Annotated in this window: 28 protein-coding genes; 20 read left to right on the top strand and 8 right to left on the bottom strand. The window is 33.6% G+C overall.

Features of this window, described 5'->3' with window-relative positions:
• Window position 1: 1 nt before the first annotated feature.
• The 4 genes from ACNQGJ_RS01510 to ACNQGJ_RS01495 all read left to right on the top strand — a co-directional run bounded on the left by ACNQGJ_RS01510 (window position 2) and on the right by ACNQGJ_RS01495 (window position 4,115).
• A complete protein-coding gene (locus tag ACNQGJ_RS01510; RefSeq protein WP_417970772.1) occupies window positions 2-730 on the top strand; it encodes a class I SAM-dependent methyltransferase in 729 nt (242 codons plus the stop codon).
• A gap of 196 nt (window positions 731-926) precedes the next feature.
• Window positions 927-1,910: a UDP-glucuronic acid decarboxylase family protein gene (locus ACNQGJ_RS01505; RefSeq protein ID WP_417970774.1), complete on the top strand. Its 984-nt coding sequence runs from the start codon at window positions 927-929 to the stop codon at window positions 1,908-1,910.
• 53 nt (window positions 1,911-1,963) lie between these two features.
• A complete protein-coding gene (locus ACNQGJ_RS01500) occupies window positions 1,964-3,331 on the top strand; it encodes an undecaprenyl-phosphate glucose phosphotransferase (RefSeq protein WP_417970776.1) in 1,368 nt (455 codons plus the stop codon).
• 1 nt (window position 3,332) lies between these two features.
• Complete coding sequence (locus ACNQGJ_RS01495) at window positions 3,333-4,115, top strand: glycosyltransferase family 2 protein (protein WP_417970778.1); 783 nt, start codon at window positions 3,333-3,335, stop codon at window positions 4,113-4,115.
• Here the strand turns inward: ACNQGJ_RS01495 and ACNQGJ_RS01490 are convergent.
• From ACNQGJ_RS01490 to ACNQGJ_RS01480, 3 genes are read right to left on the bottom strand one after another with little or no spacing between them, the layout of a single operon-like run.
• Window positions 4,099-5,409 (bottom strand): phenylacetate--CoA ligase family protein, encoded by a 1,311-nt coding sequence (locus ACNQGJ_RS01490; protein WP_417970780.1) that lies wholly within the window; start codon window positions 5,407-5,409, stop codon window positions 4,099-4,101. The genes ACNQGJ_RS01495 and ACNQGJ_RS01490 overlap by 17 nt on opposite strands.
• On the bottom strand, window positions 5,409-5,711 hold the full coding sequence (locus ACNQGJ_RS01485) for a HigA family addiction module antitoxin (protein ID WP_417970782.1): 303 nt from the start codon (window positions 5,709-5,711) through the stop codon (window positions 5,409-5,411). Before ACNQGJ_RS01485 ends, ACNQGJ_RS01490 begins: the two co-directional genes overlap by 1 nt.
• Window positions 5,712-5,721: 10 nt before the next feature.
• Window positions 5,722-6,003: a type II toxin-antitoxin system RelE/ParE family toxin gene (locus ACNQGJ_RS01480; RefSeq protein WP_417970784.1), complete on the bottom strand. Its 282-nt coding sequence runs from the start codon at window positions 6,001-6,003 to the stop codon at window positions 5,722-5,724.
• A gap of 95 nt (window positions 6,004-6,098) precedes the next feature.
• Here ACNQGJ_RS01480 and purD point away from each other — a divergent pair, with 95 nt between their 5' ends.
• Window positions 6,099-7,373 (top strand): phosphoribosylamine--glycine ligase, encoded by a 1,275-nt coding sequence (gene purD / locus ACNQGJ_RS01475; RefSeq protein ID WP_417970786.1) that lies wholly within the window; start codon window positions 6,099-6,101, stop codon window positions 7,371-7,373.
• 32 nt (window positions 7,374-7,405) lie between these two features.
• Here the strand turns inward: purD and ACNQGJ_RS01470 are convergent, their stop codons facing one another.
• Window positions 7,406-7,636 carry a DUF6341 family protein gene (locus ACNQGJ_RS01470; RefSeq protein ID WP_417970788.1) on the bottom strand — a complete coding sequence of 77 codons (231 nt, stop codon included), beginning with the start codon at window positions 7,634-7,636 and terminating at the stop codon, window positions 7,406-7,408.
• 144 nt (window positions 7,637-7,780) lie between these two features.
• Between ACNQGJ_RS01470 and ACNQGJ_RS01465 the strand changes: the two genes are divergently transcribed.
• Entirely contained in the window at window positions 7,781-8,710 is a 930-nt protein-coding gene (locus ACNQGJ_RS01465; RefSeq protein WP_417970790.1) for a DUF6427 family protein, read from the top strand.
• Here ACNQGJ_RS01465 and upp read toward each other — a convergent pair.
• Window positions 8,705-9,358, bottom strand: coding sequence for a uracil phosphoribosyltransferase (gene upp / locus ACNQGJ_RS01460; protein WP_417970792.1), 654 nt, complete (start codon window positions 9,356-9,358; stop codon window positions 8,705-8,707). The genes ACNQGJ_RS01465 and upp overlap by 6 nt on opposite strands.
• Window positions 9,359-9,445: 87 nt before the next feature.
• Here upp and ACNQGJ_RS01455 point away from each other — a divergent pair, with 87 nt between their 5' ends.
• The 4 genes from ACNQGJ_RS01455 (at window position 9,446) to ACNQGJ_RS01440 (ending at window position 15,051) form a co-directional block, all read left to right on the top strand.
• The gene (locus tag ACNQGJ_RS01455) at window positions 9,446-10,051 is read left to right on the top strand and encodes a DUF4254 domain-containing protein (protein ID WP_417970794.1); all 606 of its coding nucleotides are present in this window, start codon (window positions 9,446-9,448) and stop codon (window positions 10,049-10,051) included.
• A gap of 120 nt (window positions 10,052-10,171) precedes the next feature.
• Window positions 10,172-11,182, top strand: coding sequence for a glycosyltransferase family 9 protein (locus tag ACNQGJ_RS01450; protein ID WP_417970796.1), 1,011 nt, complete (start codon window positions 10,172-10,174; stop codon window positions 11,180-11,182).
• A gap of 246 nt (window positions 11,183-11,428) precedes the next feature.
• A complete protein-coding gene (locus tag ACNQGJ_RS01445) occupies window positions 11,429-14,209 on the top strand; it encodes an outer membrane beta-barrel protein (protein WP_417970798.1) in 2,781 nt (926 codons plus the stop codon).
• Window positions 14,210-14,289: 80 nt separating this feature from the next.
• Complete coding sequence (locus ACNQGJ_RS01440; protein ID WP_417970800.1) at window positions 14,290-15,051, top strand: GLPGLI family protein; 762 nt, start codon at window positions 14,290-14,292, stop codon at window positions 15,049-15,051.
• Between the two features lie 71 nt (window positions 15,052-15,122).
• On the opposite strand, the gene ACNQGJ_RS01435 is transcribed toward ACNQGJ_RS01440, so the two are convergent.
• The 3 genes from ACNQGJ_RS01435 to ACNQGJ_RS01425 all read right to left on the bottom strand — a co-directional run bounded on the left by ACNQGJ_RS01435 (window position 15,123) and on the right by ACNQGJ_RS01425 (window position 17,007).
• A complete protein-coding gene (locus tag ACNQGJ_RS01435) occupies window positions 15,123-15,416 on the bottom strand; it encodes a type II toxin-antitoxin system RelE/ParE family toxin (RefSeq protein ID WP_417970802.1) in 294 nt (97 codons plus the stop codon).
• Complete coding sequence (locus ACNQGJ_RS01430) at window positions 15,409-15,660, bottom strand: type II toxin-antitoxin system ParD family antitoxin (protein WP_417970804.1); 252 nt, start codon at window positions 15,658-15,660, stop codon at window positions 15,409-15,411. The genes ACNQGJ_RS01435 and ACNQGJ_RS01430 overlap by 8 nt, the downstream gene beginning before the upstream one ends.
• Window positions 15,661-15,954: 294 nt before the next feature.
• Window positions 15,955-17,007 (bottom strand): 2Fe-2S iron-sulfur cluster-binding protein, encoded by a 1,053-nt coding sequence (locus ACNQGJ_RS01425; RefSeq protein WP_417970806.1) that lies wholly within the window; start codon window positions 17,005-17,007, stop codon window positions 15,955-15,957.
• Window positions 17,008-17,135: 128 nt separating this feature from the next.
• On the opposite strand from ACNQGJ_RS01425, the gene ACNQGJ_RS01420 reads away from it, so the two are divergent.
• From ACNQGJ_RS01420 to atpE, 10 genes are all read left to right on the top strand, one after another.
• Window positions 17,136-17,477 (top strand): PadR family transcriptional regulator, encoded by a 342-nt coding sequence (locus ACNQGJ_RS01420; protein WP_417970808.1) that lies wholly within the window; start codon window positions 17,136-17,138, stop codon window positions 17,475-17,477.
• A 10-nt stretch (window positions 17,478-17,487) separates the two neighbouring features.
• On the top strand, window positions 17,488-18,189 hold the full coding sequence (locus tag ACNQGJ_RS01415; RefSeq protein WP_417970810.1) for a hypothetical protein: 702 nt from the start codon (window positions 17,488-17,490) through the stop codon (window positions 18,187-18,189).
• 48 nt (window positions 18,190-18,237) lie between these two features.
• Window positions 18,238-19,707, top strand: coding sequence for a DUF5687 family protein (locus tag ACNQGJ_RS01410; RefSeq protein ID WP_417970812.1), 1,470 nt, complete (start codon window positions 18,238-18,240; stop codon window positions 19,705-19,707).
• Window positions 19,708-19,758: 51 nt separating this feature from the next.
• Window positions 19,759-20,454 carry an ABC transporter ATP-binding protein gene (locus ACNQGJ_RS01405; protein ID WP_417970814.1) on the top strand — a complete coding sequence of 232 codons (696 nt, stop codon included), beginning with the start codon at window positions 19,759-19,761 and terminating at the stop codon, window positions 20,452-20,454.
• A gap of 361 nt (window positions 20,455-20,815) precedes the next feature.
• On the top strand, window positions 20,816-23,425 hold the full coding sequence (gene porW / locus ACNQGJ_RS01400) for a type IX secretion system periplasmic lipoprotein PorW/SprE (RefSeq protein ID WP_417970816.1): 2,610 nt from the start codon (window positions 20,816-20,818) through the stop codon (window positions 23,423-23,425).
• Between the two features lie 2 nt (window positions 23,426-23,427).
• Window positions 23,428-23,838, top strand: coding sequence for a bactofilin family protein (locus ACNQGJ_RS01395; protein WP_417970818.1), 411 nt, complete (start codon window positions 23,428-23,430; stop codon window positions 23,836-23,838).
• On the top strand, window positions 23,804-24,031 hold the full coding sequence (locus tag ACNQGJ_RS01390) for an AtpZ/AtpI family protein (RefSeq protein ID WP_417970820.1): 228 nt from the start codon (window positions 23,804-23,806) through the stop codon (window positions 24,029-24,031). The genes ACNQGJ_RS01395 and ACNQGJ_RS01390 overlap by 35 nt, the downstream gene beginning before the upstream one ends.
• 106 nt (window positions 24,032-24,137) lie before the next feature.
• Window positions 24,138-24,530, top strand: a complete 393-nt coding sequence (locus ACNQGJ_RS01385; protein ID WP_417970822.1) for a hypothetical protein — start codon at window positions 24,138-24,140, stop codon at window positions 24,528-24,530.
• 120 nt (window positions 24,531-24,650) lie between these two features.
• Window positions 24,651-25,784 carry a F0F1 ATP synthase subunit A gene (gene atpB / locus ACNQGJ_RS01380; RefSeq protein WP_417970824.1) on the top strand — a complete coding sequence of 378 codons (1,134 nt, stop codon included), beginning with the start codon at window positions 24,651-24,653 and terminating at the stop codon, window positions 25,782-25,784.
• A gap of 106 nt (window positions 25,785-25,890) precedes the next feature.
• Entirely contained in the window at window positions 25,891-26,082 is a 192-nt protein-coding gene (gene atpE, locus ACNQGJ_RS01375) for an ATP synthase F0 subunit C (RefSeq protein ID WP_073353856.1), read from the top strand.
• Window positions 26,083-26,116 lie beyond the last annotated feature (34 nt).

The following is a 26,116-nucleotide window of genomic DNA, read 5'->3' as shown; positions in this document are numbered from 1 at the left end:
AATGCCTACAGAGTTCATTAAACAAAAGATTAAGAAAGAAAAATTTCATCCCGGGATCATTGGGTTTTTCATTAATTATAATTTTCTGATTCGAAAATCAATTCGAAACGCCATAAAAAATAATGCTGATAAACTTACTGGATCTTTACTGGATTTTGGTTGTGGAACTAAGCCTTACAAGAAATTGTTTGTAAATGTGAAGGAATATATTGGCGTAGATTATATGATTGTAGGACGAGAACAAAATTGTAATGAAGTAGATACGTATTATGATGGGAAAGAAATCCCATTTGAAAATGAACGATTTGATTCTATTTTGTGTACTGAGGTTTTAGAACATGTTTTTAATATTGATGAATTATTAAAGGAGTTTAATAGAGTATTAAAGAAAAATGGTACAGCGTTAATAACGACGCCTTTTATGTGGGAAGAGCATGAAATGCCGTATGATTTTGCAAGATATACAACACCAGCTTTAAAATATTTGTATCAAAAAAATGGGTTTAAGGTGATTGATAGTTTTAAAACAGGAAATTACGTAGAAGTTATTTTTCAGTTTAATTTAAATTACATAAAGAATATTCTCCCTAATAATAAAAATGTAAGACAGGTTTTTCTAATTCCTTTTATCGTTTTTTTTAACTTTTTTGGAATTCTGTTCAGTCTATTATTGCCAATAGATAAAACCGCTTATTTCAACAATGTGTTTGTTTTAGAAAAAATGGAATAATTTGTAATGCATAACCAATAAAATGAACATAAACGGTTATGAAAGAAATATTTTACCTATATTTCTTTCACAATCCTAACGATAAGTTTATTTTTGACAGCGACCTCTTTATGAGGTGAAGGAGCGTTATATTAATGAAGTAATTTAGTTACTTTTTAATATATTACTTAAATACTTCCGAAACTATAAAATCGATATGAAAAGAATACTTATCACTGGAGCCGCTGGATTTTTAGGATCACATCTTTGTGACCGTTTTATTAAAGAAGGCTATTTTGTTATTGGAATGGATAATCTCATTACAGGAGATTTAAAAAATATAGAACATTTGTTCAAATTGGAGCATTTTGAATTTTATCATCATGATATCACCAAATTTGTTCACGTTCCGGGTCAACTAGATTATATTCTGCATTTTGCATCGCCTGCAAGCCCAATCGATTATTTGAAAATTCCGATACAAACCTTAAAAGTGGGTTCTCTTGGAACGCACAATCTTTTAGGATTGGCACGTGTTAAAAAGGCTAGAATCCTCATTGCATCTACGTCTGAAGTGTACGGAGACCCATTGGTTCATCCACAAACCGAAGAATACTATGGGAATGTAAACACGATTGGACCAAGAGGCGTTTATGATGAAGCAAAACGGTTTCAGGAATCCATAACGATGGCGTATCACACTTTTCATGGCGTTGAAACTCGAATCGTTAGAATTTTTAATACGTATGGACCTAGAATGCGTCTTAACGACGGCCGCGTAATACCCGCTTTTATTGGTCAGGCAATTCGTGGGGAAGACTTAACCATTTTTGGGGACGGAATGCAAACGCGTTCGTTTTGTTATGTCGACGACCAAGTCGAAGGCATTTTCAGATTATTGCATTCCGATTATGTTTACCCAGTAAATATTGGTAATCCGGATGAAATTACCATCAAGGATTTTGCAGATGAAATTATAAAACTGACGGGGACTACTCAAAAAGTGGTGTATCATCCTTTGCCTATAAATGATCCTTTACAGCGTCAGCCTGATATTACCAAGGCGAAAGAATTGCTAGGCTGGGAAGCCAAAGTAGGCCGTGCTGAAGGAATGAAAATTACTTATGATTATTTCAAATCGTTATCCAAAGAGGAACTTTCTAAAGAAGAACATAAAGATTTTTCCAGTTATATAAAGTAACAGAAATTTTTTTAAAAACCGATAAAAAACCAAACAGGTTACATTCGTTAATTATGACTGCATCTCAAACAGGAAGGTATTCAAAGTACATTAGACCCATTAGTATTTTAATAGATCTGATTGTTATTTTGATTCTCGGGTTTTTCTATTTTAAAGACCTTAATTTTAAGATTGAGCACTTTCTTATTTATCAAATAGTTGGATGGGTTACAGTTGCTTTTTTTATAAGATTCTACGCGATATATCGTTTCACGACTCCGCTTGAAATTATATCAAAAATAGTCAAACAGAGCGTTTTATTTCTTTTAATAACTATTGCTTTTTTTCCGTTTTCAAAACAAGTTGTGTTTAATGGGATAGTGGTTGCGCTGTTTATAGCTTCCGCTATAGTACTAATTACGATTTCAAAATTTTTATTGTTTTATTATTTAAAAGAATATAGAATAATAACAGGAAGTAATTATCGAAACGCGGTCATAATCGGTTATACTCCTGAGGCAATAGAATTAAAAAATCTTTTTGAAACGAGAAATGATTATGGGTATCGTTTTTTAGGCTACTTTTCAGATAAGAAATCAAATCAAAATATTAAAGGGAATTTGGCAGAATTAAAGCCTTTCGTAATTGAAAATTGTGTCGACGAAATTTATTGCTCATTAAACGAAATTTCCAATGAGCATTTGCAAGATTTAATTGATTTTTCAGATGAAAACAATATCACGATAAAATTTATACCAGATGGCAAAGAGATTTTTTCGAAAAATTTAAAAATTGATTATTACGAATTTTTTCCCGTTTTATCATTAAAGAAAACCATGTTGCATGAACCCGCGACAATGGTATTTAAGAGGGTTTTTGACATTGTTTTCTCCATGATAATTATTGTAGTTCTGTTATCTTGGCTAATCCCTTTATTAGCGATTTTGATAAAACTAGAATCCAGAGGTCCTGTCTTTTTCAAACAAGGAAGGCCTGGAATTGATGAACATGAATTTTTCTGCTATAAATTGCGATCTATGAAAATCAATAAAACAACAGAAATAGAAGCCTCAAAAAACGATCCGCGTGTTACTAAAATAGGGAAGTTTATGCGCAAAACAAGTTTAGATGAAATGCCTCAATTTCTAAATGTTTTACTGGGTGAAATGTCAGTTGTAGGTCCGCGTCCGCATCTTTGGGCTCAAAACAAAGTTTATGGAAATAAAGTTAAAAAATATATGGTGCGCCATTATGTTAAACCAGGGATTACGGGATTAGCGCAGGTGAGTGGTTTTCGTGGCGAAATTGAAACAGAAGCTGATATGATTAACAGAATAAAATTTGATGTTTTTTACATTGAAAATTGGTCTTTAATTTTGGATTTAAAAATAATTTTCCAAACGGTTATCAACATTTTTAAAGGAGAAGAAAAAGCATATTAAAATGGAAAAATCACTCATATCCATAATTACGCCTTCATTTAACTCCGAAAAATTCATTTTGGAAACGATTCAATCTGTTCAAAATCAAACCTATAAAAACTGGGAAATGATTATTGTAGACGATTGCTCTACTGATCAAACGGTTTCAATAATAAAAGAAGCGTCCATTCACGATAACAGAATAAAACTTTTTCAACTCGATACAAACTCCGGAACTGGAATTGCCAGAAACACCGCTTTGGCAAAAACCACTGGAAAATATATTGCCTTTCTTGACGCAGACGATTTGTGGAAACCTCTGAAGTTAGAATTACAAATGGAATTCTTAAAAGTGCATAATCTTCCTTTTACATTCTCCTTTTACGAATGTATTAACGAAGCAGGGCAATCGCTCAACAAAAGAATTGAAGCGCCATTAAACCTTTCTTTCCGGCAGTTATTTTTATGCAATTACGTGGGCAATCTAACGGGAATCTATGAGGTGAATTACTTTGGTAAAATACCCATTTCGTCTATTCGTAAACGACAGGATTGGATGTTATGGCTCACCATTCTAAAAAAAATAAAAACAGCACAACCTATTCCTGAAAGTTTGGCTTATTACAGAATCAGAGAGAATTCAATATCTGCATCCAAATATGAGCTGTTAAAACACAATTTTGCCGTTTATAGAATGTTTCATCGGTTGAATTTGGTTGTTTCTATACTTTGCATGGTTGGATTTTTATTTACGCAGTTACTGCTAAAGCCACACTATTCCAAGAATATTAAAGAATCGATTTAAATTGTTTTAATTTCCCACGATTGCTTCTTTCTAATACTTTTTTTCGGGTAAAGCTAAATTTCAAATTTGGTTCAAGGTATAAAGCTATCGCTTGTTCAATTTTTTTAATTTGTGCCAAATTTAATTCGGTTTCGCTCACATATTCAATTTCAAAACTATCTATTTTGGTTTGTTTTATAACAAATTCTTTTACGTTTCCGTCGTCTTCAATAATACTTTTTGTCACATAATAGAAAGTAAGACCAGGCGACTTTTTTCCGCTTGGCAAAATAGCAACATCACTAGTTCTTCCAATTAATTTTTTGAGAATTGGTTTTTGTAACGTGCTTTTTTCGTCCAAAATTCCAATATCGCCTATGTCGTATCGGATAAACGGATGCGCTTTATTGAATAAGGAAGTAATGACGATACGTCCTGAAGTACCGTTAGGAACTGCTTTATTATTGTCGTCTAAAATTTCCACAAACAACGTTTCGGAATTTATTTGCCATTCGTCATTTGGGTTCTGGAAGGCAATCAAATCCAGTTCTGAAGCGCCATATTCATTGACAATAGGAATGCCAAATTGTTTTTCCAATAGGAGTTTGTCTTCTTCAAAAAGCATTTCAGAAGTTACCATACACACTTTTAAAGAGGGACAAATGGCTATTAATACAATATTTTTCTTTTGTAAAAATTTGGCAAACAAAACAATCGAACTTGTGTAACCGTTGATGTAATCGAATTTTTTGGTTCGAAAATGAGTCAAAAATCCTTCTAAAACTGTATCCGATAAATCAAAAATGGGAAACCGAAACCGATGGCTTAAAAAATCTTTAAAGCGTTCTTTTTTGTATCCAATAAAATCCATTGGAATTCCATAAAAACGCGCTTGAAAGGACGCATTAAAATCGATGTCGTACCAACCAAAACGATACATGTTTGAAGCCCAAGTCAACGCATGACAATATTTATCTTTGGCAAAAATAAAAGGAGTTCCACTGGAACCGGACGTTTTATTTACGTAACTGTTTTTAGGAGAATAGCCGTTCGAAAGTCGATCCAATAAAGGTTTCTGTAAATTTTTCTTATTTAAAACGGGTAAATCTTCCCAGCGGGTAAAAGTTGTTACACCGGTTAAATCTTTGTAAAAAGTATTGTTTTGCAAATGAAAATGAACAATTTCCAATTTTTTATGTTCAACGAAAGTCTCGTGTTCTTTTTCAGAAAAGGCTACAATTTTCCGTAATTCGGCTTTGGCTTCCTTCATTGGGAAACCATTTAGTTGCAAGGATAAGTCGAATAGTGGAAACATCACGCTACTTTTGAAATGTCAAAACGTTTGATGGATTGCAATTCTTCGGCTTTATTTTCTTTTTCTTCTTCAATATCAAAATCATTTTGAAGACCTAACCAAAACTTTGCGGAATTACCAAAATATAGACTCAACCGCAAAGCGGTATCAGCCGTAATGCGTCGGTTTCCTTTAGTAATTTCAGAAATTCTGGTTTGTGGAATTTTCAAATCCTTCGATAATCGGTAGGCTGTTATTTCCAATGGGATAAGGAATTCTTCTAATAAAATTTCACCTGGATGTATATTTTTTAATTTTTCCATTTTTACTGTTTTAATGATAATCTATAATTTCTACCTCAGTTGCATTCTCGTCTTTCCAAATAAAAATAATGCGCCATTGATTATTAATTCGAATACTATAATAGTCTTTTAAAGTGCCATTTAATTTTTCTAATCGGTTAGATGGAGGGATTCTTAAATCGGTCAAATCCTGGGAATTGTTCAACATTCTTAATTTTCTCCTGCCAATTTGCTGTATTTCTATTGAAGGTTTCTTCACAACAATTCCATTCCATATTTTTTCGGTTTCTTTAGATCCAAATGAAATTATCATATCTTATACGTTACTAACGTTAAAAGTAAGTAAAAAAAATTATTATTTCAGCATAAAACGAACTATTTTTGCACGACAACTAAACACAACTAAACATGACAATTTTACTACTGGGTTCTGGCGGAAGAGAACATGCTTTTGCATGGAAAATGCTTCAAAGTCCGCTTTGTGACACACTTTTTGTAGCGCCAGGAAACGCTGGAACAGCTTCGATAGCTACTAATGTTGACATTAATCCAACTGATTTTGAAGCTATTAAATCGTTTGTTATTCAGGAACAAGTAGCAATGGTTGTGGTGGGACCAGAAGATCCTTTGGTAAAAGGAATTTACGATTTCTTTTTAAACGATTTCTTATTAAGTCATATTCCAGTTATCGGCCCATCAAAAATTGGGGCGCAACTGGAGGGAAGCAAAGAATTTGCAAAAGAATTTCTAATTAAACATAAAATTCCAACTGCCGCGTATGATAGTTTTACTGCAGAAACGGTGGAAAAAGGATGTGAATTCCTAGAAACATTGCAACCGCCGTATGTTTTGAAAGCGGATGGATTAGCCGCCGGAAAAGGGGTTTTAATTATCCAGGATTTGGCAGAAGCCAAAGAAGAATTACGAAACATGCTGGTGCATCAAAAATTTGGTGCAGCCAGTTCTAAAGTCGTTATCGAAGAATTCCTTGACGGAATTGAATTAAGTTGTTTCGTTCTTACCGATGGAAAAAATTATAAAATTCTGCCAACAGCCAAAGATTATAAACGCATTGGTGAAGGTGACACCGGATTAAATACAGGCGGAATGGGAGCTGTTTCGCCAGTTCCTTATGTTGATGCGGTTTTGATGGAAAAAATAGAAACACGCATTGTAAAACCAACTATTGATGGTTTTCAAAAAGACGGAATTCCATACAAAGGGTTTGTTTTCATTGGGTTAATTAATGTCAACAACGAGCCAATCGTAATTGAATACAATGTGAGAATGGGCGATCCGGAAACCGAAGTGGTTATCCCGAGACTAAAAACTGATTTAGTGGAATTATTTTTGGCTGTAGCCAATGGAAAACTAGACGAAATCGATTTGGAAATTGACGAAAGAAGTGCCACTACAATTATGGTTGTTTCTGGCGGATATCCGGAAGATTTTGAAAAAGGAAAAGTAATTTCAGGATTAGAAACCATTGAAGATTCCATTGTTTTTCATGCAGGAACTAAACTGGATAACGGAAATGTAGTCTCAAATGGAGGTAGAGTTCTAACCGTAACTTCTTATGGAAATGATTTTGAAGAGGCCATAAAAAAATCTTACCAAAACATAGCGAAACTAAATTTTGATAAGATGTATTATAGAAAAGATATTGGAAACGACCTAAAATAGTTTCCAATTATCGGTCACTTTTTTTTTAATTCTTATTTAAAGAAAGAGTGAGCGGTAGTATCTTGCTTCTCTGTTCCAGCGTCTTCAAAAATCTTTAATTGTCTGATCCAATATACCATTGCCGAAGCACAAATAATCATGAAAATCCAGTTAATTGTGTTAGCAGCAAACCAAGATGATAGCTCTAGTGAGCGTAAAAAGTCTAGAGGAGCAAATAAAATATTTACAAATAAGTATTCAATTCCTTCGAAAAATGCTTTCATAATGTATAAAATTAATTTTATTAATTGTTTTTTAAGAAACTCAGGGTGTTAAAAACGCTTATTTAAAAGAATCTTTTTGAACTTGCAGGGTTTACTTTTTAAACAAGTATTATATTTACGAACACAAAAGTATAAAATATCCTTATGATAACAAGTGTTTTTAGAAAATCTACACCATTAAATTTTTCATTGGTCGTAATCTTAATGCTGGTTTTCTTTTCTATATACCAATTTCAAGATTTATCCTGGATGAATTCCTTTTTATTAATTTTAAAAAAGGCAATGTTGTTCTGCGTTTTATTGGCTTCTGTTTTTATTACGGATTTTGTTGCCAAAAAAAACGGATTGAGTAAAGACAGTACGTTCACGTTTTTTTTTTACATTTTATTACTGCTTTTCTTTCCTTCCGTATTAGATAATTTAAGCTTGATATTGTCTAATTTCTTTATTCTGTTAGCGCTACGCCGATTGATTTCATTGCAATCTCTAAAAGCTTCTAAAGAAAAAATATTTGATGCTTCATTGTGGATTTTTCTGGCTGCATTATTTCATTTTTGGAGTATAATCTTTATAGTTCTAGTTTTTATATCTATAATTTTCCATGTTTCCAGAGATTATAGAAATTGGATATTACCCTTCATTGCTTTTTTTGTGGCGGGAATTATGTTCTTACTTTATGCCACAATTTTCAATTTAAACGTCATTGAATACATTGTTAAAAGTGTAGAAATTAATTTTGAAATTAATTATTTCACTAACAATTTTCAAAATGCTGCTTTGTCAATCTATGCCACAATCGCATTGTTTTTTGTGGTATCTATGTTTGCGACTTTATCCAGCAGGCCACAATTGTTGCACACTTCCTTTAAAAAAATTATTGCTTCTTTTTTTATTGGGATTCTTATATATGTGATTTCTTCTGATAAAAGCAATGATTTGTTACTGTTTACATTTGCACCTTTGGCAATAATGGCAGCGAGCCATATCGAAATACCCCAGCTTAGGTTGAAGCGGGAAATGGTTCTATTTGTGCTTATCGCTTGTAGTTTGTTTGCTTTTTTCTCCCAGTTATAATTTTTCACCGTACGCTAAATCTCCTGCATCTCCCAATCCTGGAACAATATAACTGCGCTCATTTAATTTTTCATCTAATGTAGCAACCCAAAGATGACAGTTTTCGGGCACATGCTTTTCAAGGTAAGCAATGCCTTCCGGCGCGGCAATAACAACGGCAATGTGAATTTCTTTTGGCGTCCCTCTTTCCATCAATTTATTGAAAACCGCAACAATAGATTGACCGGTGGCTAACATTGGATCAACTAATACTAGATTTTTTTCATTTATATCAGCAATAGCTTGGTATTGCACTAAAATATCAAAGTAATCGTCCTGGTTTGGATGGTGTCTAAAGGCAGAAACGAAACCATTTTTGGCATTGTCAAAATAATTTAAAAATCCCAAATGCAAGGGCAATCCAGCGCGTAAAATGGAACATAAAACCAATTTATCTTTGATCTCAGTTGTTTTTTTAAGACCCAAAGGCGTTTGGATCTCGACACTTTTGTACTGTAGTTTTTTACTTAATTCGTACGCCATTATTTCGCCAATACGTTCAATATTTCTTCGGAAACGCATGCTGTCATTGTGAACATGTACATTTCGTATTTGTCCTAAAAAATGATTTAGGATACTATTGTCTTCTGATAAATAATGAATTTGCATGTATATGTTTTTGGTATTAAACTTATAAATATTTTTATAATCTATAAAAGTATAAAAAAGTATCTTTGTCCTTTAAAATATAAAGATATGTTTTCAAAATTAGCTTACGCCGTATTCGTGCAAAGTATTAAAGATTATCACCAGTTTGATAATGTAGACCAACCGATTAATAATCCTTTTCCAAAAGATAAATTTGAACATTTGTTGTATCATAAAAACTGGATTGATACCGTTCAATGGCACTTTGAGGATATCATTCGTGATCCAAATATTGATCCCGTGGCTGCTTTGACTTTAAAAAGAAGAATCGATGCTTCTAATCAAGAACGCACCGATATGGTGGAATATATTGACAGTTATTTTCTTCAAAAATACAGCCCGGTGATCGTAAAAGACAATGCAAAAATCAACTCAGAAAGTCCAGCTTGGGCTTTTGACCGATTGTCTATTTTGGCATTAAAAATTTATCACATGAAAGAGGAAGCTAATCGTGCCGAAGCTTCACAAGAGCATAGAGATAAATGTCAAGTTAAATTGAATATTTTATTGGAACAAAGAACGGACTTGTCTTTGGCTATTGATGATTTATTGACAGACATCGAAAATGGCAATAAATTCATGAAAGTATACAAACAAATGAAAATGTACAATGATGATGATCTGAATCCTGTTTTGTACCAAAACAAGAAGTAAAACAAGATATTTTGAACCATTACCGTATTAAGAAAATTAAGAAAAACTTAATGAGCCTTAATACAGTAATGGTTTTTAAACATTAATTAATTGTCAAAAAAAATCCAACATATAGCCGTCATGAGACTTTCCGCAATGGGAGATGTCGCTATGACGGTTCCTGTTTTACGTGCTTTTGTAAGCCAGCATCCGGAAGTTAAAATCACGGTTGTTTCCAGACCTTTTTTCAAACCTTTTTTTGAAGGAATTCCTAATCTTTCTTTTTTTGCTTTCGATGAAAAAGAACGACACAACGGACTATTAGGATTGTTGCGCTTGTTCCAAGATTTGAAAAGTTTAAACATTGATGCTTTTGCCGATTTACACAATGTCTTGCGGTCTAAAATCATTCGAAATCTTTTTGCTTTAAGCGGTAAGAAAGTAGCTTCAGTGGATAAAGGAAGAGCAGGAAAAAAAGCGTTGACCCAGCCCGAAAACAAAGTGTTCAAGCAGCTGCCTTCGATGTTTGCAAGGCATGTCAAAGTATTTGAACAACTCGGTTTTACAGTTGATTTATCGCATCCAGTTTTTCCTGAAAAAGCAGTTTTGAGTCCGGAAATTCTAGCGATAATTGGAGAAAAAAATCAAAAATGGATAGGAATTGCTCCTTTTGCACAATACGATTCTAAAGTCTATCCGATGGATTTGATGCAGGAAGTGATTGATAAATTAGCGTTGGATAGAACTCATACTATTTTGCTTTTTGGCGGTGGAAAAAAGGAAATCGAAACTCTAGATTCGCTTGCTTCCAACAAAAAAAACGTTATCAATATTGCGGGACAATTAAAATTGCAACAGGAATTGCAACTCATTAGTAATCTGGATGTGATGCTTTCCATGGATTCCGGGAATGCGCATATTGCAGCAATGTTGGGCGTAAAAGTGATTACCCTTTGGGGCGCTACGCATCCGTATGCGGGATTTTCACCGTTTAATCAACCTGTAAAAAATGCTTTGGTTTCGGATAGGAATCAGTTTCCAAAATTACCCACTTCGGTGTATGGAAATAAAAAAGTCGAAGGTTATGCAGAGGCGATGCGATCGATTGCTGTTGATTCTATCGTAAAGGTTTTAAATACCTGCAAACTATAAATGAAGATTTAAACCTCGTAGAGGATTTTAATTTTTTCAAGATTTTGTTATTTTTATGTAAGAATAACTTTAACATTTTAATAACGAAATAACTTTAAATTTTTAGTGGGAATAATACTATTTTTGGCTTAAGTGTATAAGATTTTTACGCTGAAGGCAAACTTGCGGTGAAAGAGGATTGTTTTTTTCAGTTAAGTTGCTTTTAGAAATCTTGAAATGCTAATACAATAAAAATAGAAACTATTTATGCCAAAAATTACTGTAACAATTACAATTTTGTTCTTATTCTCTTTTTCAGCGTTTTCTCAAAAAACAAACCTTTCGGGTCTTTTAACCGATGGTAGCGAAAACAAACCCATTTACAATTCGGTTGTTGCTTTATTAACTCCCAAAGACTCTATTTTATACAAGTTTACCCGATCGGATAAGGAAGGGAACTTTAATTTCAAAAATGTAAAAGCAGGAAATTACATACTGATGACAGCTCATAGCCAGTATGCTGATTATGTAGATGCCATAATTGTTGAAGAAGACGAAAAAAAAATGGGGACAATTGCCTTAATGAGCAAAATTAATGCGCTTAGAGAAGTAATTATAAAGACGGGTTCTATTAAAATTAAAGGCGATACGACCAGTTACAGGGCAAGTGATTTTAAGGTAGATGCTAATGCCAATGTAGAAGAATTACTAAAAAAACTGCCGGGGATTCAAGTTGATAAAAATGGTGTTATAAAAGCCATGGGTGAAACGGTAGAAAAAGTATTGGTAGATGGCGAAGAATTTTTTGGTGATGACCCCGGTATGGCGGTAAAAAACCTGCGAGCCGATGCAGTAAAAGAAGTACAAGTTTTTAATAAGAAAAGCGATCAAGCCGAGTTTACAGGAATTGATGATGGCGACACAAAAAAAACAATTAACCTAAAATTGAAGGAGGATAAAAAGAAAGGTTATTTTGGTAAGATAGATGCTGCAAATCAATCATTTACAGATACTGATTCCAGATACAATACCAATTTGATGTTTAGCAGTTTTAAAGGCAAAAGAAAACTATCTGCTTTTTTATTAAATGGGAATACGGGGCAAGATGGACTTGGCTGGCAAGACAGCGAAAAATTTGGAGCACGGGATGATATAAGCATGAACATGGATGACGATGGAAATGTAAGTTATGAATGGACAGGTGGCAATAATGATGAAGAACCTTATGTTGACACTCAAAATGGTTTTATCAAAAACACCAACGCAGGATTGCAGTACAGCAACAAGTGGAATGATAAACAAACATTGAATCTATCACCAAAATACAATAACCAAATTTATACAAACAATAAAAGCAGTTTTACCCAAAGACAAGTGGGAGAAACCCAATTAAACGAAAACAGATCAACGGTAAGCAATGTAAACAGAAGTAATTTTAAACTAAATGCTATTTACGATGTAAAATTAGATTCTATAAACTCGATAAAATTTACCGCCAAAACTAATTTTTATAATACCGAAAGCGATGAATTTACAAACGGAGAGACAACGGGAGGTGACGGATTGTTAAAAAACAAACAAGAAAAAACATTTAATACAAATTCGGATAAGGAATCCTTGTCTGCCAGTATTTTGTATAAACATAAATTCGCTACAGCCCGTCGTACATTTTCTGTAAACGGTAGTTGGAACACGTTGAATACAGATTCAAATAATTTCTTAAAGTCTTCCAACGAAAGTTATGATGCAGGTGTTTTTTCCTCTAGGGATGATGTAGACCAAAACAAAATAGGAGAAAAAACAAATCAAAATCTTGCTGTAAATGTGACCTATACTGAGCCTATTGGTAAGAAATTTGCAATGCAATTTGCCTATCAAGTTGCTCATAACACTGGTGAAAGCAACTATTTAACGTATGATTATTCGGATGCTACAGGCAAGTATGATGTGGTTGTAAATTCTTTATCAAACCAGTTCAAACAGACAATAACGACAAACAAGCCCAATGTAAAACTGAGTTACAATGCCAAAAAAATAAATTACAGCTTTGGAAGTGGTTTTGGTTTTACTTCGTTTGATTTACAAGATCAAACTTTAAATAAAGAATACAAGCGCAGCTACACTAACTTTTTTCCAACTGCAAATTTTTCTTATAAGTACAAAAGCAACAGTAACTTGCGTTTAAATTATCAAGGCGCAACCAGACAGCCTACCATTGATCAATTACAGCCTTTGAGAAACAATCAAGATTTTTTCAATCAAACTTTAGGTAATCCAGATTTAAAGCAATCCTTTACCAATAGTGTAAACATATCACACAATAGTTATAGTATTTTGACAGAATCGCATTTTTACCAAAATATTTCTTTTAGAACGACTTCCAATTTAATTTCATACAACAAAGATATAGATCCAGAAAGCGCTAAAACAATTAGCACACCCATAAACACAAACGGTAATTTTTCTGGAAATTTTTATTTTGGATATGGATTTAAGATAAAAAAAATAGATTTACAAGTTAATCTTAATCCATCTGTTAACTATAACAAATCAGCACTAAGTATTAATAACAAAATCAATAATTCCAATACTTTAAATTCAGGATTTTCAATTTATTTAAATAAATCAAAAGAGAAGAAATACGAATTTAGTTTAAGTAATAGATTTTCAAATAACAGAAACAGTACTTCTCAAAACAATGAAGTAAAATCATTTAACACTAATAATTTGGACCTGGATATAGGGGTTTATTTTAGGGAAAAATGGAAACTGTCCACAGACTACAATTTAAATTCTCGTCAAAAAACGGTCGATTTTCAAACCAATCTTACCAATCAATTGTGGAATGCAAGGCTGCAACGGACCTTCAAAAACGATGAGTTTACGGCTTATATCCTAGTACGAGATATTTTGAATCAAAATATAGGCATCAATAGATATGTTTATGAAAACATAATAGGTGAGGAACAAAATGATAGGCTCAAAAGATATGCTATGATAGGCTTTACCTGGAATTTTAAAAACAAAGGTCAAACAATAAAGAAGTAAATCAGTAACGGTCCTGAACGAAATTCAAAGAATTATAATAATGAGCATTTAAAAAATCTAATTATCTAAGTTATCTATATATGAAATCAATACTTTTTTTTATTGCAACACTAATTTTTACAACTACATCAAAAGCACAACTATTTATAGATAAAGCTGTAATTGAATATGAAGTAAATACCAATCTCAAAAAAACGATGAGCAATGACAGTTGGGATGAGATGATGAAAGACAACCTGTCTGACCTAAAAATATCCTATTTCACCTATACTTTTGCCGAGAATAAAAGCCTATATAAATTTGTTAGATGGAGCCCAAAAACAAGAATACCAAAGCACGAAAAAGATGCAGATGAAGAAAACACTTGGTATTTTGATTTTACAACAGGAAAAATGAATATGCAAAAGCAAATAGTAGGAACTAATTTTGTAATAACAGACAGCATACCAAACATACAATGGAAAATCACAAATGAACATAGAGAAATAGCCGGTTATAATTGCCGAAAAGCCGTGGGCAAAATAATGGATGACGTGTATGTATTTGCTTTTTACACAGACGACATTACCATTTCTGGCGGTCCATGTTCTATAAATGGTTTACCGGGTATGATTTTAGGACTTTCAATACCAAGATTATACACTTCATTTATAGCTACTAAAATAGATTTAGAAATCAGTAACGCATCCGACATAAAACCAATTGTAGCCAAAAAAACCTATGATTTAAAAGAACTAAAAAGATTAATAGAAGAAAAAACAAAGGATTGGTTCAAATATGGCGAGGATAAAGAAGAAAACAAAAGACAAAAAAATCTTTTTTTGTGGAATGCTTTTTTATAGTTCTTTAACAACTTGATTTTAAATGCTTTTGTTTTCAGCTAAACAAGCTTGTAATTGTGTGAGGTTTTAATTTAAAGCTTAGTTTTCAAATCCATTCTTTCGTGCAGTATTCTTATTATTTCTATTTCTTTGACCGAAATAATTCTAAAAAAAATAATGTGATGATTGGCTTTATAGCCTAAAAGATCTGGTTGAACTAACTCATAATTTTTCCCAAAGTTGGGGTAATTTGCTAATTCCTGACAAGATTTTAATAGGAGTTTATAATATTTATTGGCTTGTTTTTCTGACCACTCCTCATAAGTATACTCCCAGATTTCAGTCAAGTCGTTAACGGCTAAATTTGTCAAATAATATTTAGCCATTTGTTTTTTTCTTTGCTTGTAATGTTTCTAAGTGTTTTTTTGGATCAAAGTCTTTTGCAAATCCACTATCAATGCCTTCCTGAATGGCATTTTTTAATAGTAAAACTTTATCTTCTTCCTCTTCTAGCATGCGGAGTCCAGCCCGAATTACCTCACTTGCATTTTGAAACCGACCTTTTGAAATACTTTTTTCGACAAAAGTTTCAAAATGATTTCCTAAAGAGATGGATGTGTTCTTTCCCATGATTTTACTTTTTTACTAAAGTACCAAAATTTGGTAACAATTGAAATATTTTTTTGGAAAATTTAACATTAATATGCTCATTATTAGTTAATCGTTTAGTAAAAAAGTACTAGCTAGTAACTATGGACTTGCTACCCAAAATTAGTTGTGTAAACAGGAATCTATCAAACTTACTCAATAACAGCGTGATTGTTAGTCATACTATAATTCCGCTAATACAATCAAATCCCAACCTTCCTAAAAACAAAAAAACTTCCCTTTTCAGAGAAGTTTCATACATAAGCAATTTATCTTTTAAACATCATCATAATCTACATAGATAGTTTCTGAGGTTGGATGCGCTTGACAGGTAAGAATCAAGCCATCAGCAATTTCTTTATCGGTTAGGATGGAGTTTTTTGTCATTTCGGCAGTTCCAGAGATAACGCGGGCCAGACAACTGCTGCAAATTCCGCCTTGGCAAGAATACGGAGCATCGATACCTTGCTTCAAAGCGGCATCAAGAACGGTTTGTTTTTGTGACATTTCGAAAGTTGTTTCCTCATCATCCACCATAATGGTGATTTTCGAATGTCCGACTAATGATTTTTCTATTTTGTTCTCTTTGGTAGAAGTAGAGAACAATTCAAATTTTATTACGGTTTCTTTGACATTATGTTCCTTTAAAACACCGGAGACAATATTGATCATTTCTTCCGGCCCACACAAATAGAATTTATCAAACTCTAATTCCTTGTGTTTATTATTCAAAACAAAATTCACCGTCGATTTTTCAATTCTTCCAAACAAAGCATGTTCAATTTTGGCTTGACTGAAAACACAATGAACAAAAAAACGACCCACATATTGCAATTGTAAATCGTGTAATTCTTGATGAAAGATAGTTTCTTCGGGCGTTTTGTTTCCGTAAACTAATATAAAAGAACTTTTTGGTTCGTTTTTCAACACCGATTTCAGAATAGACAGCACCGGAGTAATTCCGCTTCCAGCTACAAAAGCCGCGTAGTTTTTTTGTCGGTCCGCTTGAGGTTCAAAAGTGAATTTCCCCTCGGGTTGCCCAACTTCAAGAACATCGCCTGCTTTGAGTTTCGTGTTGGCAAATTGGGAGAAAGCTCCGTCTTTTACTGCTTTGACCACAATGCGCAACTCGCCACTTTCCGGAGAAGAACAGATAGAATACGCCCGACGAATTTCGGCACCGTCAAGTGTTAATTTTAAATTGATATATTGACCGGCAATAAAAGTATAGATTGGTTTTAATTCCTCGGGTACGTTAAAAAGTATCGAAACAGCGTCTTTGGTTTCGCGTTTTACTTCTTTTATGATTAATTTTAAAAAGGATGACATGATTTTTTTTTTGCAAATATAGTAAACAGAATAGGTTTTTTGAATTCAAACTATTTGAAAATTTGTATACCTAATATAATTATGTATAAGTTTCTTATGTATATTTGTTTTTCAAAATGAAAAGGCAAATGAAAAACTCACAATTATACAAAGGAAGTCTGAATACGATTATCATGAAATTGCTCGAAGAAAACGGCAAGATGTACGGCTATGAAATCACGCAGAAAGTCAAGGTGATTACCCACGGCGAACTCAACATCACCGAAGGCGCTCTGTATCCGGCCTTGCACAAACTGGAAGCCGAAGGTTTGCTGGATGTTGAAATCGAAAAAGTGGATAACCGCATGCGTAAGTATTATAAACTCACGGAAAGCGGTCAGAAAGAAACCGTAAACCGACTCTCAGAACTCGAAGATTTCATCCGAAACATGCAGAGTTTAGTGAACCCAAGTCCAAAATTAGAATTTTAATTTTATGAAGATGAAACTAACCCACCAACAAATAGACCAACTTTACCTTTTTATCCGTCAGCATTATGTGGTATATTACGATTTACAAACGGAATTAGTCGATCATTTAGCAAACGCCATTGAAACCGAATGGGAACAAAATCCTAAACTAACTTTTGACGAAGTTTTAAATAAAGAATTTAGAAAATTTGGTGTTTTTGGCTTTATGGATGTGGTGGAAAGTCGGCAAATTACTTTAGGAAAAAAATACAACCGTATTGTATGGAGTCATTTTAGAAGGTTTTTTACGATACCTAAAATTATAGTGACAGTATTTTTGATTTTGGCAGTGTTTTATTTCCTTAAAAAATATTATACAATAGAGATTTTTAGGATATCCATGTTTTTTTTAATAGTTAGTATGCTGCCTTTTTTGTTTTTTGCAAACAGAAAAATGAAAAAACGTAAGCAGGAAACGGGAAAAATTTGGCTTTTTGAAAAGATAATTTCTAATTATGGAACTTTTCCCTGGTTAATGATTTTGCCCTTTCATTTTTTTAATATCATTAGAATTGATAGAACAACAAATCCAAATGACTTGGCACTATTTTGCATGAGCCTGTTTATAGTCTCAATGTCTTTGGCCATTTATATTGTATTAAAAATAATTCCTTCCAAAGCAGAGGCCTATTTAAAACATACTTACCCAGAATATAAATTAGAAAATTTGTAACGTTTTCCTGTTTTTAAGTACCTATTATTAAACCAAAATAACCAAACTATGATTCAAAAATTCCTTTATCTCGAATGGAAAGCATTTTTTAGATCGGCTTCCTTCGCTACTAATTTGGCTTTGAAAATCCTGATGGGTTTTGTGGCTATTTATTTCATTTTAATTTTCTTGGCAATAGGAGTGGGGGCTTTTTATATTTTAAAGAAAATGAATATGGACCCCATTGTTACCGTGAATCAATTCCTGATTTACTATATACTGATGGACTTAATCATCCGATTGCTGTTGCAAAAAATCCCAGTGATGAATATTCGTCCGATGTTGATTTTTCCAATTGAAAAAGCTACCATTGTTCATTTCTCCTTGGGGAAAACCGTTTTGTCCTTCTTTAATTTGGTGCATGGTTTTTTATTGATTCCCTTTAGTGTAGTATTAATTATCGAAGGCTATGATGTAGTGTCCGTGGTACTCTGGTATGCTGCGCTGTCTTCATTACTATTTATCAATAATTTTCTGAATATTCTACTGAGTAATAAAGATAATTTATTTGCCATATTCTTAGGAATAGCAGCAATTTTAGGAGGATTACACTATTACGGACTTTTCAATATCACCGAGTTTACGGCGCCATTTTTTAATGCTATTTTCAATACCTATTGGGCTTTTGCCATTCCGGTAGTGGCTCTAATCGTTTTATATTATGTTACATTCCAGTATTTCAAAAAAAACTTATACCTGGATGCGGGATTGTCTAACAAACACGATGTTGCCAATACAGAGGATTTGACTTGGTTAAACCAATTTGGAACCATAGGAACCTTCTTGAAAAATGACATTAAATTAATCAAAAGAAACAAACGGTCAAAAACCACCGTGGGATTGAGCGTGATGTTCCTTTTTTACGGTTTGCTTTTCTTTACCAATGGGATTGAAGCTTACAATAATCCTGTGATGCATATTTTTGCCGGGATTTTCGTTTCAGGAGGATTTCTCATCACTTTTGGACAATTTGTACCCAGTTGGGACAGTGCGTATTACCAGTTAATGATGACGCAAAATATTCCTTACAAAGGCTATCTGAGTTCGAAGTGGTGGCTGATGGTAATTGCTACAATAGTTACCACGACTGTCGCTTCTTTCTATCTTTATTTTGGGTGGCAGGTATATTTAACAATTGTTGTAGGTGCTATTTATAATATTGGATTCAATTCCCATTTGGTTTTGCTGGGCGGTGCATACACTAAAACGCCAATCGATTTAAGTTCCGGTAAAGGGGCTTTTGGCGATAAAAAAGCATTCAATATAAAAACCATGCTGATTTCGATTCCCCAATTGGCTTTGCCTGTTTTACTGTATTGGTTAGGTTCTAAATTTGGCAATGCCAATCTAGGATTAGCGTTAGTGGCGTCAGTGGGAGTGATTGGATTTGCATTTAAAGACAAAGTTTTTTCCTTAATCGAAAAAATTTATAAAACCGAAAAATACGCAACCATTGCGGCTTACAAACAAAAAGGATAATTAGCAGTCACATTAACCAAAATAACCAGTTAACCGATTAAACTTTAAAAAATGATACAAGTAAATAACCTTTCGAAAACGTACAACGGAACAACCGTATTAAAAATAGATACTTTAGAAATAAAAAAAGGCGAAAGCTTTGGATTAGTGGGAAATAACGGAGCCGGAAAAACCACTTTTTTCAGCCTTTTATTGGATTTAATCCAGCCTTCAACAGGGAATATTCTCAACAACAATGTACAAGTGAACACCAGCGAAAACTGGAAACCATTTACGGCTTCTTTTCTGGACGAAAGCTTTCTGATTGGATACCTCACTCCCGAAGAATATTTTTATTTTATAGGGGATTTACGTGGACAAAACAAAGCCGATGTCGATGCATTATTGGCCACGCATGAAGAATTTTTCAACGGAGAAATTCTTAAAAACAAAAAATATTTACGCGATTTATCTAAAGGTAATCAGAAAAAAGTAGGGATAATAGCTACTTTAATCGGGAATCCGGAAGTGATTATTCTTGATGAGCCGTTTGCTAATTTAGACCCCACCACACAATTTCGATTAAAGAAAATCATCAAGGATTTAGCTGATAATCCGGAAGTAACCGTACTGGTTTCCAGTCACGATTTGCAGCATACCGTTGAGGTGAGTGACAGAATAGTCGCTTTGCACAATGGCCAAGTGGTGAAAGACATTCAAACGTCTCAAGAAACGTTGCAGGAACTAGAATTGTTTTTTGCTATCTAAAATGCAACGTTAAGGTATTGAGAAAATAGTTTACCGCTAATTTGCCGATTGCATTGCTGAATTTGAGCGTTAATTAACGCAGTAGCGGTTTATTTTGAGTCTGTCAAATCAAATAGTACCACATTCATGTCTATCCAAGTTTAATTTGGGCGTGACACGGAAAAAAATCCGGGTCGGGCTTTCCCTCTCAATCTTTTTTATTCTTTAAAAAAAGAATAAAAAAGGATTTCCGCTACAGCCCTCACGCAAGCAAGACTCAAATAAACCCCGATAATTTTCACGATAGCAAAAAGAAACGTATTTTTACCAGTACGTATACTAAAAAGCACATTTAAAAGTTAATTGATAAAAACGTTTTCCATTGAAAGTCAATCGATTCAAACAGTTATTTTTCTTCTTATTTTTTGGTTTTTTAGTAGCCTGTTCTACTAAGAAGGATACTTTTATGGCCAGAAATTCCCATGCTTTAAGTACAAAATATAATATTTTATACAACGGCCAGGTAGGTTTGGACAAAGGAGTAAAGGAAATAAAATCCAACAATGATGACGATTTCTGGAAACAGCTGCCAATAGAAAAAATGCAAATTGTAGAAGATTACACTTCCACAACAAAACCTAAAAACACGAATTTTGAATTGGCAGAAGCTAAGGCGACGAAAGCCATTCAAAAACACTCCATGAACATAGGCGGAAGAGAGAAAGCCTATTTGATGCTTGGCAAATCCCGTTACTACGACCAGCGATTTGTTCCGGCACTCGACGCATTCAATTATATTTTATACAAATATCCCAATAGCAGCAAAATTTATGAGGCTAAAATTTGGCGAGAAAAAACAAATATGCGTTTAGGAAACGATGCTTTAGTAATAAAAAATATAAATAAATTATTAGAAGACCACGACGTAAAAAAACAGGTTGCTGCAGATGCAAATGCCCTTTTAGCAGAGTCTTTCTTAAATTTAGAAGAAAAAGACAGCGCCGTTGCATCACTAAAATTAGCCATAGCATTTACCAAAGTAAAGCAGGAAAGAGTACGATATCGTTTTATTTTGGGACAATTATACCAACAATTGGGATACAAAGACAGCGCTGCCAGTGCGTATCAATCAGTGATCGATATGAACCGAAAAGCGGACAGGAAATTTGTAATTCAGGCGCATGCTAAAAAAGCGGAACTGTTTGATTACCAAAACGGGGATTTCAATTCTTTTACAAAAACGTTTGATAAACTGGCAAATGATAGAGAAAACCGCCCGTATAAAGATTTAATTCTCCATCATCTGGCAGTGTTTTATGATCAAAAAATGGAGCAGAAGAAAGCGTTAGATTTTTATAACTTATCGTTACGAACAAATTCAAAAGATTCCTATTTAGTAGCGTCCAATTATCGAAATTTAGGAAATATGTATTTTAGAAATTCGGAATATCCTGCAGCGGCAAAATATTATGACAGTACATTGGTTAAACTCAATGACAAAACGCGCGAGTTTAATAAAATTCAAAAAATTAGAAGTAATCTGGACGAAGTGATTCTATATGAGGCTCTTGCCAAAAGAAATGATAGTATTTTACATGTTGTTTCATTGAATGAGAGTGATAAAACAGCGTATTATGAACAGTATATCATTAAATTAAAAGAAGCGGATGAAATCAAGAAAGTTGAAGAAGAAAAACGAAAAGTAAAACAAGAAAATCTAGAAAGAAATAGTTCAACGAGTGTTATTGATCCGGCTTTTAATCAGGAATCTGGTCAACCTGCTAAAAAATCAGCAATGATGCCACCAGTGATTAGTAATGCTACCGCACAACAAGGCGGTACTGTTTTCTATTTTTATAATCCTACGACTGTAGCTTTTGGAAAATTAGAATTCAAAAAAACGTGGGGCGACAGAACTCCCAATCGCAATTGGAGATTATCATCCGGTACTGTCAATCCAACGTTGGCAGATTCTTTGATTGTGGGCAAAGAAACTCTTGAGGAGGTATCAACAGTGGAGAAAATGGTGGAGCAATACACCACGGATTATTATTTAAAGCAACTTCCAGTAACACAAACGGAGGTAGATAGTATTAGTAAAGAACGCAATTTTGCCTATTACCAATTAGGGATTATTTATAAAGAAAAATTGAAAGAAAATAATTTGGCCATCGCTAAACTGGAACACTTATTAAACAAGAATCCAGAGGAAAAACTGGTTCTTCCGTCGACGTATAATTTGTATAAACTATATCAAATCACCGATGCAACCAAAGCAGAAGCGATGAAAAAAAGAATATCGGCTCAATATCCAGATTCTCGTTATGCACAAATTATAAACAGCACAGGCTCAGATGTAACCTCGTTAAATGAAACCCCGGAAAGTGCGTATACGAAGTGGTATAAATTATATCGACAAGAACAGTTTGTTACTGTTTTAGAAAACGCTGACGCATTGATTAATCAGTTTTCAGGAGATGAAATTGTTTCAAAATTCGAATTGCTTAAAGCAAATGCCATTGGAAAACTAAAAGGATTAACGGCGTACAAAAATGCATTGCAAGGTGTGGCGGACAACTATCCGAACACCGAAGAAGGCAAAAATGCCCAAGAAATAATATCAAGTCAAATTCCGTTTTTAGAGAAAATGGAGTTGAATACAACAGATTCAAATAATTGGAAAATTTTATACCGTGTAGGTTCACGAGAGGATACTAATACAAAAGCAATAGAGGAGAAAATCAAAATGTTTATTTCTGCAGAAAACCTGCAAAAACTATCATATTCCTTTGATATTTATACGGAAAAAGAAAATTTTATCACGATTCACGGAATAAAATCAGAAGTTTACGCAAAAGATATGGCATTTGTATTAAAAGAAAATGTAAAATATAAAATGATTGATCCTGCAATTGTAGTGTCAGGTGAGAACTACAAAGTGATTCAGATCAAGAAAATTATGGACATCTATTTAGCGCTAAAAATTCCATAAATATGTTTGATAAAAAGCAAAAATCCTACACCGATCTTTTGGGAAAAACCAATAGAATTGTTGAAGGAACTACTATAAAAGGCGATATTATTTCGCACGCTGATTTTAGATTAGACGGTAATTTGATAGGTAATTTTCAATCTGGAGGTAAAATTGTCATTGGCCCTGCCGGAAGCGTTATTGGAGATATTGCGTGCAAAAATGCCGACATTGAAGGAAAATTTGACGGAAAAATTCAAGTAACTGAAGTGCTGAATGTAAAATCAAAAGCCAGTATTCATGGAGAAGTTACCACTGGAAAATTATCTGTGGAGCCCGGTGCTGATTTTAGCGCTGCCTGTACAATGAAGGCTACTATAAAAAATATAACCCATACCGATGGACAACAATCCCAACCAAAAAAGAGCGAATAAATGGCTTGCGCTGATTAATATTCCAATTCAAATGGGCGCCATCATCTTTCTGTTTTCTTATCTTGGAGACTGGTTAGACGAAAATCATCCACACCCAAAAGTGTATTACAGTAAAATTTTAGTAATGGTTGGCGTCGCGCTAGCACTATACAATGTGATACGACAGGTAAATGAAATCAATAAAATGCAGTAATCTCTGATAAGAAAAAACGATTAAAAACGAGCTGAAAAAGTCTGAATGGTCGTAAAAATTAAAATAACTTTGCACCTCAGTGCCATTGCGGCAAAAATCAAACACAATGAATTTAAAAAAATACAAACCGCTTCTGCCATTATTGGCACTTGCCGGATTGGCTTATGTGGTGCATCGAGCAGCTTTTTATCTCTTAAATATAGATGACGCCACTTTTTATTATTCGATAGAAACCTTATATATGTTGTTTCTGGTTTTATCGATTATGGTATTTGTACTTCTGTTAAAAGTTAAAGAACGCAGTTTTGATAACGTTGGGATGTCATTTCTTTTAACGACTAGTATTAAAATGATTGTTTGTTATCTGATTTTAAAGCCTATATTGCAGGTTACAATTCAAAACAATGCAATAGAGAAAAAGAATTTTTTTATGATGTTTATTCTCTTTTTAGCAATTGAAACCATATTAACAATACGTATATTAAATGAAAAGCAATAATTATAGTATTCAAGGAAAAAATCCATCAAAAATAAATTTTTATATTCTTTTGCATATTAATAAAAGATGTACATTTGCACCAAATTTCAGAAACGTAATAAATTAAGATAATTAACTGTTATGGTGATTTCAAACAAACCACTTAGATTTATATTAGCGACTTTAGTAGCGTGTCTTCCTTTAATCAGTTTTGCAAATCCTGAACAGGATCCTGTGCAAGTAAAAACAGAAGTTGCTCATGAGGCGATCGAAGGAGCTCATGCAGAACCAACGGATGTAAAATCTAAAATCAAGACATTTATTAATCATCACCTTTTGGACGCGCATGATTTTACTTTTTCAGTAGATGAAGAAACAGGGGAGCATTTTGGTTTTTCGTTGCCTGTTATCCTTTGGGACAATGGTTTGCAAGTGTTTTCATCATCAAAATTTCATCATGGTGAAGAAACGGCAGAACACAATGGAAACTTCTACGTACTGCACCACGAAAAAATATACAAAACGGAGGCGGATGGAATTTTAACCGAAGAACACGGTCACCCTACAAATGCAACTCCACTTGATTTATCGGTAACCAAAAGTGTTATCGGTATTTTAGGAATAGCGATCTTAATGTTTGTATTGTTTACCGGTTTAGCAAAATCGTACGGTAAAAATAATGGAATAGCTTCTGGAGCTGGACGCTTTTTTGAGCCGCTTGTACTGTACATCAGAGACGAAATTGCCATTCCAAACATTGGAGAAAAAGGATATAAAAAATACATGAGTTATTTATTGACTATATTTTTCTTTATTTTCTTTTTGAACATATTAGGATTAACGCCGCTAGGATTTAACGTAACAGGAAATATTGCAATCACAGCATCATTAGCTTTGCTAACGTATGTAATCACCACTTTTACCGCTAATAAAAATTACTGGGGACACATTTTCTGGATGCCAGGCGTGCCAACTCCAATGAAATTTATCTTGGCTCCAATTGAATTATTGGGGACCATAATCAAACCATTTTCATTAATGATCCGTTTGTACGCTAACATTTTGGCAGGACACGTTGTGTTGATGAGTATTATTGGTTTAATGTTTATTTTTAAAAGTTGGATTGGAAGCACTTTGTCTTTTGGATTGGCATTTGCACTTTCTATCCTTGAGATATTAGTAGCGTTTTTACAAGCGTATATTTTCACCATGTTATCTGCCCTTTATTTTGGAGCAGGAAACGAAGAGCATCATCACGAGGAAGCTCACCATTAAGTCGAACGTCAAACGTCGGAAGTTTAAAAGTCAGCTTGACCTTATGACATTAGACGTTACAACTTTAGACTACTAATAAGAGTGTTTAATTTTTAATTTATATATTATGGAAATTCCAACTATTGTAGGAGCAGGATTGATTGTTATCGGAGCAGGTTTAGGTATTGGTAGAATTGGTGGTTCAGCAATGGACGCTATTGCTCGTCAACCAGAAGCTTCTGGAAAAATCCAAACAGCTATGCTTATCGCAGCTGCACTTATTGAAGGTATTGGTTTTGCTGCGTTATTCGCATCTTAATTAAAACTTATAAAACACTAGTTACAACGGTTGG

It is taken from the genome of Flavobacterium cryophilum (assembly GCF_048286555.1).
Classification (GTDB): domain Bacteria; phylum Bacteroidota; class Bacteroidia; order Flavobacteriales; family Flavobacteriaceae; genus Flavobacterium.
Note: the sequence above shows the minus strand (reverse complement) of the source record. Positions and strands in the feature narration are given on the sequence as shown.

Excerpts from the sequence above, each read along its gene's own strand:
- ACNQGJ_RS01445 (WP_417970798.1), top strand. The coding sequence starts at position 11,429 with ATGCCAAAAATTACTGTAACAATTACAATTTTGTTCTTATTCTCTTTT.
- ACNQGJ_RS01495 (WP_417970778.1), top strand. The coding sequence starts at position 3,333 with ATGGAAAAATCACTCATATCCATAATTACGCCTTCATTTAACTCCGAA.
- ACNQGJ_RS01465 (WP_417970790.1), top strand. The coding sequence starts at position 7,781 with ATGATAACAAGTGTTTTTAGAAAATCTACACCATTAAATTTTTCATTG.
- atpE (WP_073353856.1), top strand. The coding sequence starts at position 25,891 with ATGGAAATTCCAACTATTGTAGGAGCAGGATTGATTGTTATCGGAGCA.
- ACNQGJ_RS01435 (WP_417970802.1), bottom strand. The coding sequence starts at position 15,416 with ATGGCTAAATATTATTTGACAAATTTAGCCGTTAACGACTTGACTGAA.
- ACNQGJ_RS01480 (WP_417970784.1), bottom strand. The coding sequence starts at position 6,003 with ATGATAATTTCATTTGGATCTAAAGAAACCGAAAAAATATGGAATGGA.
- ACNQGJ_RS01490 (WP_417970780.1), bottom strand. The coding sequence starts at position 5,409 with ATGTTTCCACTATTCGACTTATCCTTGCAACTAAATGGTTTCCCAATG.
- ACNQGJ_RS01510 (WP_417970772.1), top strand. The coding sequence starts at position 2 with ATGCCTACAGAGTTCATTAAACAAAAGATTAAGAAAGAAAAATTTCAT.
- ACNQGJ_RS01390 (WP_417970820.1), top strand. The coding sequence starts at position 23,804 with ATGGACAACAATCCCAACCAAAAAAGAGCGAATAAATGGCTTGCGCTG.
- purD (WP_417970786.1), top strand. The coding sequence starts at position 6,099 with ATGACAATTTTACTACTGGGTTCTGGCGGAAGAGAACATGCTTTTGCA.
- ACNQGJ_RS01440 (WP_417970800.1), top strand. The coding sequence starts at position 14,290 with ATGAAATCAATACTTTTTTTTATTGCAACACTAATTTTTACAACTACA.
- ACNQGJ_RS01420 (WP_417970808.1), top strand. The coding sequence starts at position 17,136 with ATGAAAAACTCACAATTATACAAAGGAAGTCTGAATACGATTATCATG.
- ACNQGJ_RS01470 (WP_417970788.1), bottom strand. The coding sequence starts at position 7,636 with ATGAAAGCATTTTTCGAAGGAATTGAATACTTATTTGTAAATATTTTA.
- ACNQGJ_RS01410 (WP_417970812.1), top strand. The coding sequence starts at position 18,238 with ATGATTCAAAAATTCCTTTATCTCGAATGGAAAGCATTTTTTAGATCG.
- ACNQGJ_RS01455 (WP_417970794.1), top strand. The coding sequence starts at position 9,446 with ATGTTTTCAAAATTAGCTTACGCCGTATTCGTGCAAAGTATTAAAGAT.
- ACNQGJ_RS01505 (WP_417970774.1), top strand. The coding sequence starts at position 927 with ATGAAAAGAATACTTATCACTGGAGCCGCTGGATTTTTAGGATCACAT.
- ACNQGJ_RS01450 (WP_417970796.1), top strand. The coding sequence starts at position 10,172 with ATGAGACTTTCCGCAATGGGAGATGTCGCTATGACGGTTCCTGTTTTA.
- upp (WP_417970792.1), bottom strand. The coding sequence starts at position 9,358 with ATGCAAATTCATTATTTATCAGAAGACAATAGTATCCTAAATCATTTT.
- ACNQGJ_RS01385 (WP_417970822.1), top strand. The coding sequence starts at position 24,138 with ATGAATTTAAAAAAATACAAACCGCTTCTGCCATTATTGGCACTTGCC.
- ACNQGJ_RS01430 (WP_417970804.1), bottom strand. The coding sequence starts at position 15,660 with ATGGGAAAGAACACATCCATCTCTTTAGGAAATCATTTTGAAACTTTT.
- ACNQGJ_RS01485 (WP_417970782.1), bottom strand. The coding sequence starts at position 5,711 with ATGGAAAAATTAAAAAATATACATCCAGGTGAAATTTTATTAGAAGAA.
- ACNQGJ_RS01415 (WP_417970810.1), top strand. The coding sequence starts at position 17,488 with ATGAAACTAACCCACCAACAAATAGACCAACTTTACCTTTTTATCCGT.
- ACNQGJ_RS01500 (WP_417970776.1), top strand. The coding sequence starts at position 1,964 with ATGACTGCATCTCAAACAGGAAGGTATTCAAAGTACATTAGACCCATT.
- ACNQGJ_RS01405 (WP_417970814.1), top strand. The coding sequence starts at position 19,759 with ATGATACAAGTAAATAACCTTTCGAAAACGTACAACGGAACAACCGTA.
- ACNQGJ_RS01425 (WP_417970806.1), bottom strand. The coding sequence starts at position 17,007 with ATGTCATCCTTTTTAAAATTAATCATAAAAGAAGTAAAACGCGAAACC.
- atpB (WP_417970824.1), top strand. The coding sequence starts at position 24,651 with ATGGTGATTTCAAACAAACCACTTAGATTTATATTAGCGACTTTAGTA.
- ACNQGJ_RS01395 (WP_417970818.1), top strand. The coding sequence starts at position 23,428 with ATGTTTGATAAAAAGCAAAAATCCTACACCGATCTTTTGGGAAAAACC.